At 59.5% G+C, this 15,455-nt stretch carries 15 protein-coding genes and 2 tRNA genes; 10 read left to right on the forward strand and 7 right to left on the reverse strand.

The features are described from left to right. Window positions 1–19 precede the first annotated feature (19 nt). Together ABWV79_RS16615 and ABWV79_RS16620 are read left to right on the forward strand one after the other, a co-directional pair. Window positions 20–94: transfer RNA gene (locus tag ABWV79_RS16615), tRNA-Glu, on the forward strand. 21 nt (window positions 95–115) lie between these two features. Further along, window positions 116–190 (forward strand) — tRNA-Glu (locus ABWV79_RS16620). Window positions 191–195: 5 nt separating this feature from the next. Here ABWV79_RS16620 and ABWV79_RS16625 read toward each other — a convergent pair. Genes ABWV79_RS16625 through ABWV79_RS16655 form a run of 7 tightly spaced genes read right to left on the reverse strand, consistent with a single transcriptional unit; the run spans window position 196 to window position 7,582 of the window. Further along, window positions 196–2,037, reverse strand: a complete 1,842-nt coding sequence (locus ABWV79_RS16625; protein WP_353393301.1) for a V-type ATP synthase subunit A — start codon at window positions 2,035–2,037, stop codon at window positions 196–198. Further along, window positions 2,034–2,726 (reverse strand): hypothetical protein, encoded by a 693-nt coding sequence (locus tag ABWV79_RS16630; protein WP_353393303.1) that lies wholly within the window; start codon window positions 2,724–2,726, stop codon window positions 2,034–2,036. Before ABWV79_RS16630 ends, ABWV79_RS16625 begins: the two co-directional genes overlap by 4 nt. Window position 2,727: 1 nt before the next feature. Further along, window positions 2,728–3,405, reverse strand: coding sequence for a hypothetical protein (locus ABWV79_RS16635; RefSeq protein WP_353393305.1), 678 nt, complete (start codon window positions 3,403–3,405; stop codon window positions 2,728–2,730). Beyond that, window positions 3,405–3,848, reverse strand: coding sequence for an ATP synthase subunit C (locus ABWV79_RS16640; RefSeq protein ID WP_170352721.1), 444 nt, complete (start codon window positions 3,846–3,848; stop codon window positions 3,405–3,407). Before ABWV79_RS16640 ends, ABWV79_RS16635 begins: the two co-directional genes overlap by 1 nt. Further along, window positions 3,845–5,641 (reverse strand): V-type ATP synthase subunit I, encoded by a 1,797-nt coding sequence (locus ABWV79_RS16645; RefSeq protein ID WP_353393307.1) that lies wholly within the window; start codon window positions 5,639–5,641, stop codon window positions 3,845–3,847. The genes ABWV79_RS16640 and ABWV79_RS16645 overlap by 4 nt, the downstream gene beginning before the upstream one ends. Continuing rightward, entirely contained in the window at window positions 5,638–6,243 is a 606-nt protein-coding gene (locus ABWV79_RS16650; RefSeq protein ID WP_353393309.1) for a V-type ATP synthase subunit D, read from the reverse strand. Before ABWV79_RS16650 ends, ABWV79_RS16645 begins: the two co-directional genes overlap by 4 nt. After that, a complete protein-coding gene (locus ABWV79_RS16655; protein WP_353393311.1) occupies window positions 6,221–7,582 on the reverse strand; it encodes a V-type ATP synthase subunit B in 1,362 nt (453 codons plus the stop codon). Before ABWV79_RS16655 ends, ABWV79_RS16650 begins: the two co-directional genes overlap by 23 nt. Before the next feature lie 309 nt (window positions 7,583–7,891). Between ABWV79_RS16655 and ABWV79_RS16660 the strand changes: the two genes are divergently transcribed. From ABWV79_RS16660 to ABWV79_RS16695, 8 genes are all read left to right on the forward strand, one after another. After that, window positions 7,892–9,631 carry an ABC transporter substrate-binding protein gene (locus ABWV79_RS16660; RefSeq protein ID WP_353393313.1) on the forward strand — a complete coding sequence of 580 codons (1,740 nt, stop codon included), beginning with the start codon at window positions 7,892–7,894 and terminating at the stop codon, window positions 9,629–9,631. 81 nt (window positions 9,632–9,712) lie between these two features. Continuing rightward, window positions 9,713–10,762 (forward strand): ABC transporter ATP-binding protein, encoded by a 1,050-nt coding sequence (locus ABWV79_RS16665; RefSeq protein WP_353393315.1) that lies wholly within the window; start codon window positions 9,713–9,715, stop codon window positions 10,760–10,762. A gap of 1 nt (window position 10,763) precedes the next feature. Continuing rightward, window positions 10,764–11,837, forward strand: a complete 1,074-nt coding sequence (locus ABWV79_RS16670; protein WP_353393317.1) for an ABC transporter ATP-binding protein — start codon at window positions 10,764–10,766, stop codon at window positions 11,835–11,837. Next, entirely contained in the window at window positions 11,837–12,700 is an 864-nt protein-coding gene (locus tag ABWV79_RS16675) for a carbohydrate ABC transporter permease (RefSeq protein WP_170724206.1), read from the forward strand. Before ABWV79_RS16670 ends, ABWV79_RS16675 begins: the two co-directional genes overlap by 1 nt. Further along, a complete protein-coding gene (locus ABWV79_RS16680) occupies window positions 12,697–13,494 on the forward strand; it encodes a carbohydrate ABC transporter permease (RefSeq protein WP_170750514.1) in 798 nt (265 codons plus the stop codon). The genes ABWV79_RS16675 and ABWV79_RS16680 overlap by 4 nt, the downstream gene beginning before the upstream one ends. An 8-nt stretch (window positions 13,495–13,502) precedes the next feature. Next, entirely contained in the window at window positions 13,503–13,904 is a 402-nt protein-coding gene (locus tag ABWV79_RS16685) for a DUF2160 domain-containing protein (RefSeq protein WP_170352712.1), read from the forward strand. Between the two features lie 66 nt (window positions 13,905–13,970). Continuing rightward, complete coding sequence (locus ABWV79_RS16690; protein ID WP_170352711.1) at window positions 13,971–14,366, forward strand: BlaI/MecI/CopY family transcriptional regulator; 396 nt, start codon at window positions 13,971–13,973, stop codon at window positions 14,364–14,366. Next, window positions 14,353–15,450, forward strand: coding sequence for a M56 family metallopeptidase (locus ABWV79_RS16695; protein ID WP_353393320.1), 1,098 nt, complete (start codon window positions 14,353–14,355; stop codon window positions 15,448–15,450). Before ABWV79_RS16690 ends, ABWV79_RS16695 begins: the two co-directional genes overlap by 14 nt. Window positions 15,451–15,455: the final 5 nt, after the last annotated feature.

Genomic DNA, 15,455 nt, shown 5'->3' on the forward strand with positions numbered 1-15,455 from the left:
GCCCTCCACAAGCCAGCGTGGCCCGTTCGTCTATCGGTTAGGACGCCAGGTTTTCAACCTGGAAAGAGGGGTTCGATTCCCCTACGGGCTACCACTTGTGCTTGTTTGCCTAAATGGCCCGTTCGTCTATCGGTTAGGACGCCAGGTTTTCAACCTGGAAAGAGGGGTTCGATTCCCCTACGGGCTACCATTTCCTTACACTCCGAATTTCTCGCGGCACAGGTCTTCGATCTGCCCCCACGTGGATTTGAATTCTGGCGTGTTTTCTGCTGCATAGTGGAAGTTCTTCATCAAACCTGTCAGCTGCGTGAAGACCTGCCGCACCTCGGCCTTATCTTTGAAATCGGCGGTGGATTGGGTCACGCCATAGACAAGCTTGAATGTCATCTTCTGCCGCTCCAGCGGGACGGTCGCGTCCACCTGATCGAATGCGTCCTGCTGCAGATAGACCATATCCACAAACAGCCCCTTTTGCTGGGTGACGAAGTCTTCGATCGTGACGCCCTCTTCGCCCGTCACCTGCATCATCTGGTCGACCTGTTCGCCCTTTTCGATAAGCGCCAGCAGATCGCGGACCTTGCCGGTCCAACCGGCTTCGGCGTTCTTGTCATACCAGTCCGATAGCTGATCCAGATAGCGCGACCAGCTGAGCATAGGGTCCACCGCCGGGTAGAATCGCTTGTAGGCACGCTCGGATGACAGGCCGAGGAAACACTTGACCGTGGACAAGGTCGACTGCGTGACTGGCTCGTCAAAATTGCCCCCGGCGGGGGACACGGTGCCAATCAGCGTCAGGCTGCCCAACGCGCCATCATTGGTCTTCATCGCGCCCGCGCGTTCGTACAGCCCCTTGATCGAGCTTTCCAGATAGGCGGGGAAGCCCTCCTCACCCGGAATTTCCTCAAGCTTGCCCGAGGTCTCGCGCATAGCCTGCGCCCAGCGGCTGGTGCTATCGGCAATCAGCAGCACGTCATAGCCCATCTGGCGATAATATTCGCCCAGCGTGATGCCGGTGAAGATCGATGCCTCGCGCGCAGCAACCGGCATGGACGAGGTGTTACAGATGATGATCGTCCGATCCATAAGACTGCCGCCCGAGGTCGGGTCAGTCATCTTGGGGAATTCCGCAATGGTCTCCACCACCTCGCCCGCCCGCTCACCGCAGGCCACGACGATCACGATATCGACCTTCGAATTCCTCGCGATCAGGTTCTGAAGCACCGTCTTGCCCGCGCCAAACGGGCCGGGAATACAGGCGGTCCCTCCGCGCGCGATGGGAAAGAACGTGTCGATCAGACGTTGCGAGGTCAGAACCGGTTCGGTCGGGTACAGACGTTCCGACAAGGCGCGTTTCAGGATGCCTTCCGGTAGCGCCCGCCGGACAGGCCATTTCTGCGACAGCGTCAGCGTGTGCTCGCCGCCCTGCTCATCCTCAAGCCGGGCCACGATGTCGTGGATCGTGGCAGCCCCTTTCTGCACCCAGACGACCTTGTAATCGCCAACCCAGTTGAACGGCAGCATGATCTTATGCTCGAACCGCCCCTCGGGCACCGTGCCGATGCTGTCGCCCGCTGTCACCGTGTCGCCCACCTTTACCGAAGGTGTAAACGACCATTTCGCCAGCGTATCCAGCGGGGCCACGTCCGCGCCGCGCGGCAGGAAAGTGCCAAACTCAGCGGCGACCTTGGGCAAGGGCGATTGCAGCCCGTCAAACACCTGACCCAGCAGACCCGGCCCCAGTTCAACCGACAACAACTGGCCCGATTGTTCCACCGGGTCACCGACAGCCACACCATCGGTGCTTTCATAGACCTGCACATCCGCAGTGTCGCCGCGCACGCGCAGCACTTCGGCTTTCAAACGCTCCTGACGGCCACCGGGGCCGGGGCGCGTGGGCAGGATGAAGACCACCTCGTTCTTGACCAATTGCCCCGGCGCGCCCGAGGCATCTGCGTTGGCCTGAATTTGCACCAGCCCCTCTTGCACCGCGACAACGCGGGCAGTGGCGGTTTGGGTGACGGGGGTTGGGGCGGTCATGCGTAGGCTCCCTCAAAGTCGATATCGGCGACGTCGGCCATTGCCTGTTGTGCCAGTTTTTCAAATCGCGTTGCCGCATCCTGCGCATTGCTCTGCGCCCAGCGGTCGAAAATATTCCAGATCAGAACGTAAATCGCTACGGCCTCGAAATCGAACAGATGGCGGGCGGCGTGGCGTTTCAGCTGCTTTTGGCTAACCGAAAGCAGAAGCCTCTCTAGACCCAGCGGGTCCTCGGCCTCCAGCAGTTGATGCGCTTCCTTGAGCCACGGCATCGAGCTCTCAAGCTTAAAGGTCGGATCGCTCCAGTTGGCCGGGATGTGGCGGGCCCAGCGGCCCATGCCGAAGGTTCCGGCGGGCGAGCTGCCACCCTGTTTGCGAAGGCGCAATGCGGCTACGGCGGTACGCAAATCCATCCGCTCCAGAAACAGCTTCTGCAAAGTCGGCTGCGGAATATCAGCAAGCGCGGCCTTGCACCGTTCGACGGCCTGCACGTCTGTCACGTCCATATTGTAATCGCCCCAGTTCAGGGCGTGCTCCAACACCCGCAGCACCTGCGCATCCTCTGGCGTCAACGCGCGCAGCCGCCGGTCTAGCCGTAAACGCGAGATTGGGGGCTGTTTGGCGATAAACAACCGCTCTGAGCCGGGAAGGCTGCTGATTAGCGCGATATAGGCGTCAGGGTCCGACATGTCAGCGGATCACCCCTTCCAGCACCGCACGGAACCGGGGCTGAAGATGCTCCATCAGCAAGGAGGCCACGGCCTTGTCAGTCAGGTCCAGCACCACGCCCTGATCCTCGGCGCGCACCCGGATACCGTCCTGCGTGCCGTCTGCGGCGTGCAGTTCCACCTGTTCGCGCAGCATGTCGGCAGTCAGGCCCAGCACATATTTCGTCAGCTTGCCCGACTGGATATCGTCAGCGTTCTGCTTGATATCCTCTTGCGTGGCCACCTTGGCGGGCAGGATCACCTGCACCTTACCGTCCAGCTTGGCCCCTTCCGCCGCGCGCCCAACGACCTCGAGGATCATCTGTTTCAGCATCTCGGGGTCGGCCATTTCCTTGGTGACAAGGCGTTCGACATCTTCGCGGAACCGATCGGTCAGACCCGCCTTCATGTTCAACACCGCATCACGCATGGCGGTGTTCAGCGCCTCTTCCCCGGCGGCACGGTAATTGTCGGATTCGGTACGGGCCTTTTTCTGATACTCATCCGCTTCGCGCTTGGCATCGGCGAGGATCTTGGCCGCCTCGGCCTTGGCCTCAGAACGCAGCTTGTCCGCATCCGCCTGCCCTGCCGCAACACCGTCGCTGCGCAGCTTGTCGATCAGCGCATCCACCCCGTGCGAGATCATTCCGTCCTGTGTCATCAGCTGATCCCCGCGCTAATGACCAATGCGAAAACAAAGGCAAAAACGCCAAAGCCTTCGATGATCGCCGCCGGTGCCAGCGACAGACCGAAGATTTCGGGTTTTTCTTTCGTGGCGTTGATCGCCGCTGCGCAGGCCCGGCCCTGCCAGATGCCGCAATACATCAGCGCAATCCCTGACAGGATGCCGATACCGAACAGCCCGCCCGCGTTTTCCGGGGTCACATCGCGGTTCAGCGTAAACATGATCACAATGCCATAAATCACCATGGTCGATGGAAAAGCCGAAACGCCGATGAACCGGCCATAGCCGCCCTCGGTCTCGGTCATCGCGCCGATACTGGCCTGCCCCGCAATGGCACAACCAATAGCGCTAGACGCCGCACCCAAAGCCATGGGCGCGTAGATTCCCAGCCAACCCAATGTCAATACAAGCTCATTCATTCCTGAACCTCCTTGCGGGCGAACGGGCGAAAGACGATGCCTTCATCCGGCAGACCCCATTTAAAGAATTCGATGTAATTCAGACGTAACCCGTGGACGACGCCACTCATCATCGCGAGGGCGAAATTGAGCAGATGCCCGGCAATCAGAATCAGCAGCCCGAACAGGATGCCCGGCCCTTTCAGCGCCTGCATCACTTGGACCGCCAGATCGTTGAACGTGATCGCCAGCGAGGCCGAGGCCAGCCCCAGCGCAAACAGGCGCATGTAACTCAGGACATCGCCAAACGCCCCCATCGCCCCCGCCAGCCCCTGCAGCCCTTCGATCAGACGCCACAGCCAGTCGGTAGGTTTGGTGATCTGTCGCTCGCTAGTGAACAGCAGAATGGTCAGAAAACCGGCAACCATCAGGACGGTTCCGGGCAGGGTCGCGCCGTCGTTCATGTAGGCCAACCACAGAACAAACCCGCCGATTAGCACTCCGATCCAACCTATATTGGCAACCGCTCTGCGCCGTCCCCACGCCGCCCGAGCGGCCAATGCGTTGGCCAGCACCAGATGGAACACCCCCACCACGATCGAGATCATCATCATCGCGTTGAAATTGTTCAGATCCAGTATCTTGAGCCGCGCCCAGATCGACCCATCTGCCGGGGACGCGCCGAAATAGCTGCCGACCATGACCCCATAAATCACCGTCGCGCCCGCGATGATCACACCGTAGAGCCGCCAAGACCGCTGCGCCGGGGACTTGTCCATCTTTTTCCAGAAGGTCAGCAGGCCCAGCAGGATCACCGCGCCATAGCCCGCATCCGCCACGATCATCGCAAAGAAGATCGCAAACGAGGCCGCAACGATGATGCTGGGATCCCAATCCCGGTAGCCCGGTATCTGGTAAAACAGCGCCAGATCGACCGCCGCGCTGCGGTTTTCAGGCTGCTCCAGTAACGTCGGAGGGGCGTCATCCGGCCCCGGCTCCTCGATCAGAACAGCAGCATCTCGCGCCTGCGCCATCTCCAGCACCGCATCCATACGATCCTCGGGCACCCAGCCCTGCAGGGCAAACATCGCGCTCTCGTCGCGCACTTTCTGCGTGGCATGGGCGAGTTCGGCAGCGCTTTCCGCCGCCGACAGGTTTCGGCGCATCAGGGTCAGGTAGCGGGTTTGGGCGATACGTTCGGCCTCCAGCGCCTCGATCGCAATCTCGGCCTCTTCCAGCTGCGCCTCAAGCTCATGGATCGGCAGCGACCCGGTATGAGTGCGCGGCACCGGCAGAATATCATCACCCGGATCCTCGGGCGCGATCAGCACCGCGTAAATATAGCGGTGATCCTGTTCCAGAATGGCCCAGGGCAGTTTGACCTCGGACAACGCCTCGCGGTGTTTCACCGGCAGTTGGTAGAACCACAGCCGATTGCCCGCCAGAACATCATTGGGTGGAAAATCCAGATCACCCCACGGTCGTACCTGCGCGATCCGGTGCGCCAGAAAATCCCGCCGGTCCGTTGCCTCGCGCGTGCGCTGCATCAGATCAAGCACGTCGCGCACGAACTGGTTCATGTCGAAGGCCGGATCGCGCTGTATCTGGCGGCGCGGGTCGGTCACGTCGGTCAAAAAGCGCAGCGCCTTATAGGCGTCATGCGCGCCACGTTCGCTGATCTTTTCCGGCTCGGCGGGTGGAGGCGCCAGCGGCAGTACATGCATACAGCCCAGCTCCTGCAGCGCCTCGAGCGTGTCGCCCTTATGCGCGGCGGGTCCGACGAGGGACAGTTTCTTCAGCCGTGCAACGCTCATGTCAGCGCCTCCTGCGCATGTTTGCGCTTGGAGATTTTCGAGCGCACAACCGATTGCATCTGTTCATCGCTCAGATAGATGCGGATCTTCTTGATATTGGCCTTAGCGCGCGGGATCAGGACCTTTTCGAACAGGTTCACCCGCTGGGTGATCGTGGCCACGGCCTTATCGAAGATGCGCACCCGTTCCTCGGCGACCTTCACACGCAGCCGTGCCTCGATCATGTCATGCAACAGGTTGGCGGCGGCATCGACCCAATGTGGTTTGGCCAGCAACGAATAAGGCCGCACCGCAACTTCGATCCGGTCCAGATCGGGCATCTTGACGCCGACCACGTTGACCTCTTTCAACCGGTAATCCTTCAAGTCGACCAGCCCGTCCAGATCGACCCCCTGCTGCGCTAGCATCGGCAGCTTTTCCCCGACCTGCTGCGCCAGATTATGCACCTCTTGCTGCAGTCGCTGCACATCCTCGCGGGCTTTGGCACGTTCCGCCATCAACTGCTGGCGCTTGAGGTCCAGCGACGGCAGGAACCGCTCATAGCTTTTCAGCTGGGTCTGCTGGCGAGCCAGCGACGATTTATTCAGCTGCAACCGCGCCATCGGCATCCTTTGGGAAATACTTGTCGACCAAGGCCTGCTTCATCAGCAACTGCTCGGCCTGGAAGCACTCGGCCAGCGTCTTCCACCCCAGATCCAGCGCGTCCTCCAGCGGGATCGAGACGTTGATATCCATGAACCGCGCCCGGAACAGCGCGCCGAATTTCAGCAACTGATGATCGTAATCCGACAGATCAAAGGCCATCGCCTGTTTCTGGGCCGCATCGCGGCTTTCGGAATAGAACCGGATCATCGTGTTCATGATCTGCCCGTGATCTTCACGCGTGGTCTTTCCGATCACGTTCTGCTTGAGGCGTGACAGGCTGCCGAACGGGTCAATCACCCCCGAATGCAGGTAAAACTGCCCCTCGGTGATATAGCCCGTGTTGTCCGGCACCGGGTGGGTCACATCATTGCCGGGCATTGTCGTCACGGTCAGCACCGTGACCGAACCGCCCTTGGCGTAATCGCACGCCTTCTCATACCGCCGCGCCAGCTGGGAATAGAGATCACCCATATAGCCGCGCTGCGAGGGCACGCGTTCCTGGCTGATGCCCACCTCTTTCATCGCATCGGCATAGGCGGTCATGTCGGTCAGCAGAACCAGCACCCGCTTGCCTTCCTCAACTGCGAATTTCTCGGCCACCGCCAGCGCCATATCCGGCACCAGTAGCCGTTCCACCAGCGGGTCCATCGCCTGATTGACGAACATCACCGTACGCGAGAACACGCCCGCATCCTCGAACGACGTCCGGAACGTGTGGTAATCGTCAAAGATCAGCCCCAGCCCGCCAAACACCACGATATCCGCGTCCGCCTGAATGCCGATCCGGCTGAGAAAGGCATTGAACGGCTCGCCCGAGACCGAAAAGATCGGGATTTTCTGGCTTTCCACCAACGTGTTGAACACGTCGATCATCGGGACATCTGTGCGAATCATCTTGTTGGGCACTGCACGTTCCGAGGGGTTCACCGTCGGCCCGCCAATCTCTATCCGCGGCTCGGACGAAAGGTCCGGCCCACCGTCGATTGCCACCCCTGCTCCGTCAAAAACACGGCCCAGAATATTCGCCGAGTACGGCGTCTGCATCGGATGACCCAGAAAAGTGGCTGTCGCCTCGGTCGAGATACCCTTGGTGCCCGAGAACACCTGCAGCGTCACCACATCCCGGTCGATGAAAATCGCCTGCGCCAGCGTTTTATGTCCGTCGATGGTTTCGATCACCGCCAGATCGTTGAACCGCACAGCGGCGTCAGCCGACCCGTCCAGCGGCACCCGAACCTTGATGGTGTCGCCGACAATTTCCAGAACGCGTGTGTACTTCAAAAGACTTTGGGACATGAAACATCCTCAGTCATCAAAATGAAATTTGTCGCCCGGGCGCGCACCGCTTCGGGGCTTGTACGTGGAAGCAGCTTACTAAGAATCAACAACTTGGCAAGGATAGATGCCGATCAACGAATGAGTTACCCGGCAAGACGCGCGAATCCGTCCGTCAAAGGCCCTCATCATCAAAAAGCGCATGTTTTTAAGGTTGTAAGGTGACCAATCTCATTTACTAAAAATTTAGTTTGACACATATGCAAAAAATCGCTGATGCTGAGCGCTATCCGGTCCGCACCGGATCACATAATCTTTGGGAGGAGACAGATGCGGAGACATCTACTTTGCGCAGTGGCGGCGGCGGCCGTCATTGCGGGCCACGGCTCTGCTTGGGCCGACGAAGCCGCAGCAACACGTTGGATCGACGACGAATTCCAGCCATCGACCCTGTCGAAAGACGAACAGATGGGCGAGATGAAGTGGTTCATCGAAGCTGCACAACCCTATGCCGGGATGGAAATCAACGTTCTGTCCGAAGGCATCCCCACGCACTCGTATGAATCCGAGGTTCTGACCAAGGCATTCGAGGAAATCACCGGCATCAAGGTCAACCACCAGATCCTGGGCGAAGGCGAAGTGGTTCAAGCTGTTCAGACCCAGATGCAGACGGGCCGGAACCTGTACGACGGCTATGTCAACGACAGTGACCTGATCGGTACGCACTCGCGCCTGCAACTGGCCTATAACCTGACCGAACAGATGGCAGGTGACTGGGCGGCGACCACATCGCCGACGCTGGATCTGGATGACTTCATGGGCATTCAGTTCACCACTGGCCCGGACGGAAACTTGTATCAGTTGCCCGACCAGCAGTTCGCGAACCTCTATTGGTTCCGCAAGGACTGGTTCGATGATGAGGCCAACAAGGCCGCATTTAAAGAGAAGTATGGCTATGACCTTGGTGTTCCTGTCAACTGGTCAGCCTATGAGGACATCGCCGAGTTCTTCACCAATGACGTGAAAGAAATCGACGGTGTCGCAATCTATGGCCACATGGATTACGGCAAGCGCGCGCCGGACCTGGGCTGGCGTATGACCGACGCTTGGCTGTCGATGGCCGGTGCCGGTGACGTGGGCGAGCCGAACGGTGTTCCGGTCGACGAATGGGGCATCCGCATGGAAGCGGGCACCTGTAACCCCGTTGGCGCGTCTGTGTCGCGCGGTGGTGCTGCAAACGGTCCGGCTGCGGTCTATGCGATCCGCAAATGGGACGAATGGCTGCGGAACTATGCGCCTCCGGGTTCGGCGTCTTATGACTTCTACCAGTCGCTGCCGGCGCTCAGCCAAGGCAACGTGGCCCAGCAGATCTTCTGGTACACCGCCTTTACTGCGGACATGGTCAAGCCGAAGTCCGAAGGCAACAACACCGTGGATGACGAAGGCACGCCGCTGTGGCGGATGGCGCCCAGCCCGCATGGCCCCTACTGGGAAGAAGGTCAGAAGGTCGGTTATCAGGACGTGGGCTCTTGGACGTTCCTCAAATCGACCCCCTCGGATCGTGCCCAGGCCGCGTGGCTGTACGCTCAGTTCGTGACGTCCAAGACTGTTGATGTGAAGAAGTCCCACGTGGGTCTGACCTTCATCCGCGACAGCTCGGTCAATCACGAGTCCTTCACCGAACGCGCACCAAAGCTGGGTGGTCTGGTCGAGTTCTACCGCTCGCCCGATCGTGTGGCATGGTCGCCGACCGGCATCAATGTTCCGGACTATCCGAAGCTGGCCCAGATCTGGTGGCAGCAGATCGGTGACGTGAACTCGGGTGCCTTCACCCCGCAAGAGGCGATGGATCGTCTGGCCGAGGAAATGGACATCACCATGGCCCGGATGCAGGCTGCGGATGAGGCAGCCAACGTCTATGGCGGCTGCGGCCCGCGCCTGAACGAGCCGCAGGACCCCGCCTTCTGGCTGGAGAAAGCCGGTTCGCCCAAGGCCAAGTTGGAAAACGAAAAGCCGCAGGGCCAGACCGTCAACTATGACGAACTGGTTGCGCGCTGGCAGGCCAACTAAGCCAATGCAACCGGGGGTGCCGTGCGCGGCATCCCCACCCCACGACCAGTGCGCTGCACTGAAGGACCGGAACCCACGGACATGATCGAACTTCAAGACGCCACCAAGCGGGTTGGCAACGTTATTCATATCAAGCCTACCAACCTGAAGCTGCAGACCGGCCATTTCAATGTGCTGCTGGGCGCTACGGGATCGGGCAAGACCTCTCTGATCAAGATGATGGCCGGGCTGGATCCGATGGCCTCGGGCAAAGTGCTGATGGACGGGCAAGACGTGACCCGGCTGAACACGCAAAAGCGACAGATCAGCCTGGTGCACCAGTTCTTTGTGAACTACCCACATATGACTGTTTTTGACAATATCGCTTCGCCCCTGCGCGTGGCTGGTATGGCGCAATCTGAGATCGAAGGCCGCGTGGAAGAGGCAGCCGACCTGCTGCAGTTGCGCCCCATGCTGCACCGCCGCCCGCATGAGCTGTCGGGTGGTCAGCAACAGCGTACAGCTCTCGCCCGCGCGATTGCCAAGGAAAGCCGCGCGGTATTTCTGGACGAGCCGCTGGCAAACCTCGACTACAAACTGCGTGAGGAATTGCGCGAACAACTGCCCGACTTGTTCGCCGGGCGCGGTGCCGTGGTGGTCTATGCCACGTCCGAACCCGAAGAGGCGCTGCTGCTGGGCGGCTACACGGCCCTGATGGAGGACGGCCGCGTGACGCAGTTCGGCCCCACAGCAGATATCTATCGCAATCCTGAAAACATCGCCGCCGCGCGTGTGTTCTCGGACCCGCCGATCAACGTGGCCCACATCACCGTGTCCGGCGCTCAAGCGCAACTGGCAGGTGGCGGTGGCTGGGCCGTCTCGGACATGGCCGATGGAGACTACATGGTCGCCGTGCGCCCGCACCGGGTGACGCCGTTCCGCACATCGGATGCGGATGTTGAACTGACGGGCCGGGTCATTGTGACCGAGCTGTCGGGATCAGATTCCAGCGCGCATTTCCGCCATGGATCGGATGATTGGGTTTCGCTGGCGGCGGGGGTGCATCCCTACCAAGTTGGCGAAGATCACAGTTTCTACATGAACCCGGCGCATTGCCGGTATTTCAGCCAAGACGGCAAAAGGGTGGCCTGACATGGCACAGATAAAACTTTCGAACCTGCGACACAGCTATATGCCCGCGCCGAAAGGCCCCGAAGATTATGCGCTGAAGGAAATCGACGTCACATGGCGCGATGGCGGAGCCTATGCGCTGCTGGGGCCGTCGGGCTGCGGCAAGTCCACCTTGCTGAACATCATCTCGGGCCTTCTGACCCCGTCCGAAGGGCAAATCTTATTCGATGATCGGGATGTGACCGCCCTGCCCCCCGATCAGCGCAACATTGCGCAGGTGTTCCAGTTTCCAGTGATCTACGACACGATGACTGTGGGCGAAAACCTGGCCTTTCCGCTGAAAAACCGAGGCGTTGACCCGGCAACGATCAAACGCCGCGTCGATGAGATCGCCGAAATGCTGGATGTCACGGATATGCTGAGCACCCGCGCCAGCGGGCTCAGCCCGGACAACAAGCAGAAAATATCAATGGGGCGCGGGCTGGTGCGCGACGACGTTAACGCGGTGATGTTTGACGAACCGCTGACCGTGATCGACCCGCATCTGAAATGGAAGCTGCGGTCCAAGCTGAAAGAGCTGCACCAGCGGGTCAAAGCCACGATGATCTACGTGACCCACGACCAGACCGAGGCCCTGACCTTCGCCGACGAAGTCGTTGTCATGCAAGAAGGCGAAGTGGTGCAGATCGGCACGCCGGTTGAACTGTTCGAGCGCCCTCAGCATACGTTTGTGGGTCACTTCATCGGCTCACCCGGCATGAATGTTCTACCCTGCGAGGCCAAGGGCGACCGGGCCGTGTTTGAGGGCCATGAAGTGGTGCTGGAAGGCCCAACCCATGGCGACGGAGGACGCACTGATCTGGGTATCCGCCCGGAATATGTGGGCTTTGGCGATACAGGCATTCCGGCGCATGTGACCAAGGTCTCGGATATTGGTCGCCATTACGTGGTCAGCGCCATGGTCGGAAATACCGCCCTGAAAGCCGTGACCGAACACAGTGTGCCCGAGCCCGGATCACAGGTCTTCCTGCAATTCAAACCTGAACAATCCCGCGTCTACCGTGACGGCTGGATCGCAACCGAGGAGCGCAGCTGATGAGAACGGAAAACCAAAAAGCGTGGTTCTTTGTCCTGCCGGTGCTGGCGCTGGTCGCGTTCAACGCGCTGGTGCCGATGATGACGGTGGTCAACTACTCGGTGCAGGAAACCTTTGGCAACAACCAGTTCTTCTGGGAAGGACTGGGCTGGTTCGAACAAATCCTGCGCTCAGATCGGTTCCAAGCGGCCCTCGGTCGGCAGTTCCTCTTTACCTTCCTGATCCTGCTGATTGAGGTGCCTCTGGGCATTATTGTAGCCCTATCGATGCCCCGCAAAGGGTTCTGGGTGCCAGTCTGTCTGGTGCTGATGGCCCTGCCGATGCTTATTCCTTGGAACGTGGTGGGCTCGATGTGGAACATCTTCACCCTGCCGAAAATCGGCCTGATGGGGTACTTCCTGAATGACGTTCTGGGCATCAACTATGACATGACGCAGCAGCCGCTGTCGGCTTGGATCACGGTCATTGTCATGGATGTCTGGCACTGGACCTCGCTGGTCGTCCTGCTGTGTTATGCGGGCCTCGTGTCGATCCCAGATGCCTATTATCAAGCGGCCAAGATCGACGGAGCCAGCCCGTGGTCGGTGTTCCGCTATATCCAGCTGCCCAAGATGAAAACCGTCCTGACCATCGCCGTTCTGCTGCGGTTCATGGACAGTTTCAACATCTATACCGAGCCCTTCGTTCTGACCGGCGGTGGCCCCGGCAACTCAACCACCTTGCTGTCGATCGACCTTGTGAAGATCGCGCTGGGACAGTTCGACCTTGGCCCTGCGGCGGCAATGAGCCTGATCTATTTCGCCATCACGCTGCTTGTGTCGTGGGTCTTCTACACTCTGATGACAAAGGATGACGCAGAATGAAAAAGCGCTCCATAATCCCGATTCTCTATGTCGCGTTCCTGATGCTGCCGATCTATTGGCTGGTCGCGATGTCCTTCAAGACCACGAACGAGATTCTGTCGGGCTTTTCCCTTTTTCCCCAGACTTTTACGCTGGAGAATTACATTACCATCTTCACCGATCCGACGTGGTATTGGGGCTATATCAACTCGATCGTCTATGTGACGCTGAACACGGTGCTGTCGGTCTGTGTGGCTCTGCCTGCGGCCTATGCGTTCTCGCGTTATCGGTTTCTGGGCGACAAGCAGCTGTTCTTTTGGCTGCTGACCAACCGGATGGCCCCGGCCGCCGTGTTCGCGCTGCCGTTCTTTCAGCTCTATTCCTCGATCGGGCTGTTTGACACCCATCTGGCCGTGGCGCTGGCGCATACGCTGTTCAACGTCCCGCTGGCGGTGTGGATTCTGGAAGGCTTCATGCGCGGCATCCCCAAGGAACTAGACGAAACCGCTTATGTGGACGGCTATTCCTTCCCGCGTTTCTTCGTGACGATCTTCCTGCCCAACATCAAGGCGGGCGTCGGCGTGGCGGCGTTCTTCTGCTTCATGTTCTCATGGGTGGAAATGCTGCTGGCTAAAACGCTCACAGCGGTCGAGGCGAAACCCATCGCCGCTGTGATGACCCGTACCGCCTCCAGCGCGGGGTACGAATTGGGCCTGCTGGCAGCCGCCGGGACGCTCACTATCATCCCCGGTGCAATCGTCATCTGGTTTGTCCGTAACTACATCGCGCGTGGGTTCGCGATGGGCCGTGTGTGAGGTTCGATATGCGTAAACTACTTCTCACCCTCCCCTTTCTGCCGTCGATGGCGGCGGCCCAACAGGCGGGCTGGGGCAGTGTCGGCCAGCAAGAGGAAAAAGGGTTTTCTTGGACCGATCCCTTGTGGCCCGATTTCTGGATGGCCTGGACACCCGCAACGCTGGCGCTGTTCGTCGGCATCTTTTCGGCCATCGCGCTGATCGGCGTGCTGGAGGGTTTCAAATTCCGCGACGGGATCGAACGGCGCGGCGTGCTGGGCCTGACGACCACCCTAGGCGACCGGCTGTTCATCACCCTGCTGGGATCGGCCTATATCTTCCTCGCCTGGCTTGGGATCGTTGGGCAACCCGTCTGGACACCGCTATTCCTGTCCATCGGCTGGGGTATTTTCGTCTTCTGGAAAGTTTGAGCTTTGCGAAACAGCGAAAGGATGCTTGTCTGTCAGGCATACTAAAAAATGCGACACGAAAGACCGATGCGAAAGAAAAAGACAACAAACCTTCTGACCGAGGTAGAGCTGGAGTTCATGAATGAGCTCTGGGCACTTGGTCAGGGCTCGGTCCGCGACGTGCTTGATCGTCTGCCACCTGAACGCAATCTGGCCTATACCTCTGGCGCAACCATCCTGCGGATTCTCGACGAGAAAGGCTTTGTCGAAAGCCGCAAGGACGGCAAGACGCTGATCTATACGCCACTGCTGGAGAAAGACAAATATCAGGCACGGTCGTTGCAGAACCTCTCGCGTACATTGTTCGATGACACGCCTGCCTCGCTGGTGGCGCGTCTGGTTGACGATGCGGGCCTGAGCGAAGCCGATCTGGAGGATATTCGGGCACTGGTAGAGAGGAGACTGCAAAATGACAGCGGTTAAACCGGTTCTCGACGTATATCTGGAATTAAACATCGTGCTGGGTCTTGCTGCCCTGATTTGGATGGCCGCCCGGGTGGCTCTGACCAAAACTCCGATGCAATATGGATTTGTTGCGCAGTTGAGGGCGCTCAAAGCGTTGTGCCTGTGCGTTTTGATCAGCCCAGTGTTGGCTGTGGGTATAGGCGCGCTTGCGGCGCAAACGTCGTCTCACGGGACAGTCGCAATAGGCGACATCGCCGTAGCGGCCTACTTGCGCGGAGAAATCGCAATGCCCGCAACCCAGTTCGAAGCGCTTCTGAACACGCGTGAACGCTGGGTCGAAATATTGCTCTCGGGTGCCTATCCCTTGGTGTCTGCTGCTCTGTCCCTTTTGGCGGTTATGGCGGTTGTGTATCTATTGCGGGCCGTTCGCGACGGGATAGCGATCCGCCAAACTATTCAAAACAGCTTTCTTTGGCGTCGCTCGGCCAAAGTAGACATTCGTCTGTCGGACCGGATTACCGTGCCCTTTGCGGTTCGTGGCCTGTTCCGCCGTCATGTCGTTTTGCCCAGCCACCTGCTGGACACCCCGCGCGAGCTGCGATTTGCCCTTGCGCATGAGCTGCAGCACGTGCGCGCCGGCGATGTGGAATGGGAATTGGGTTTTGAACTGCTTCGCCCCCTGCTGTTCTGGAATCCAGCCTATATTGCGCTGAAATATCAATTCGACCGCTTGCGCGAACTGGCGTGTGACCAGTCGGTGGTCTCCCGCAGGGGTATCGACGCGCGCGACTATACGAACTGCCTGCTGGACTACTGCGCCAAAACGATCAGCCGCGGCAGCCCACGTGTTCTGAACGTCGCGCTTGTGACCGGTGGAAAAGCCAAGCGAGTCCTACGCCAACGTGTATTGGCCCTGACTGAGGCCCCGTCGGTGCAATCCACTGCACCGGTCGTTTTCCTTGTCCTAACGCTGACATTCGCCGCCGTTCTGGGCTTGGGCGCTGCTTCTGTCCAGCAGACCGAAGACTGGAGCCACGACCGGCTTATGCTGTCCACGGTCGTCAATCTGGAGCGTCTTGAGGCCCGCAACGCTGGCAACTGATCCGG

Origin of the sequence: Ruegeria sp. HU-ET01832 (genome assembly GCF_040371315.1) — a bacterium.
In the GTDB taxonomy this organism is placed as follows: Bacteria; Pseudomonadota; Alphaproteobacteria; order Rhodobacterales; family Rhodobacteraceae; genus Ruegeria; species Ruegeria lacuscaerulensis_A.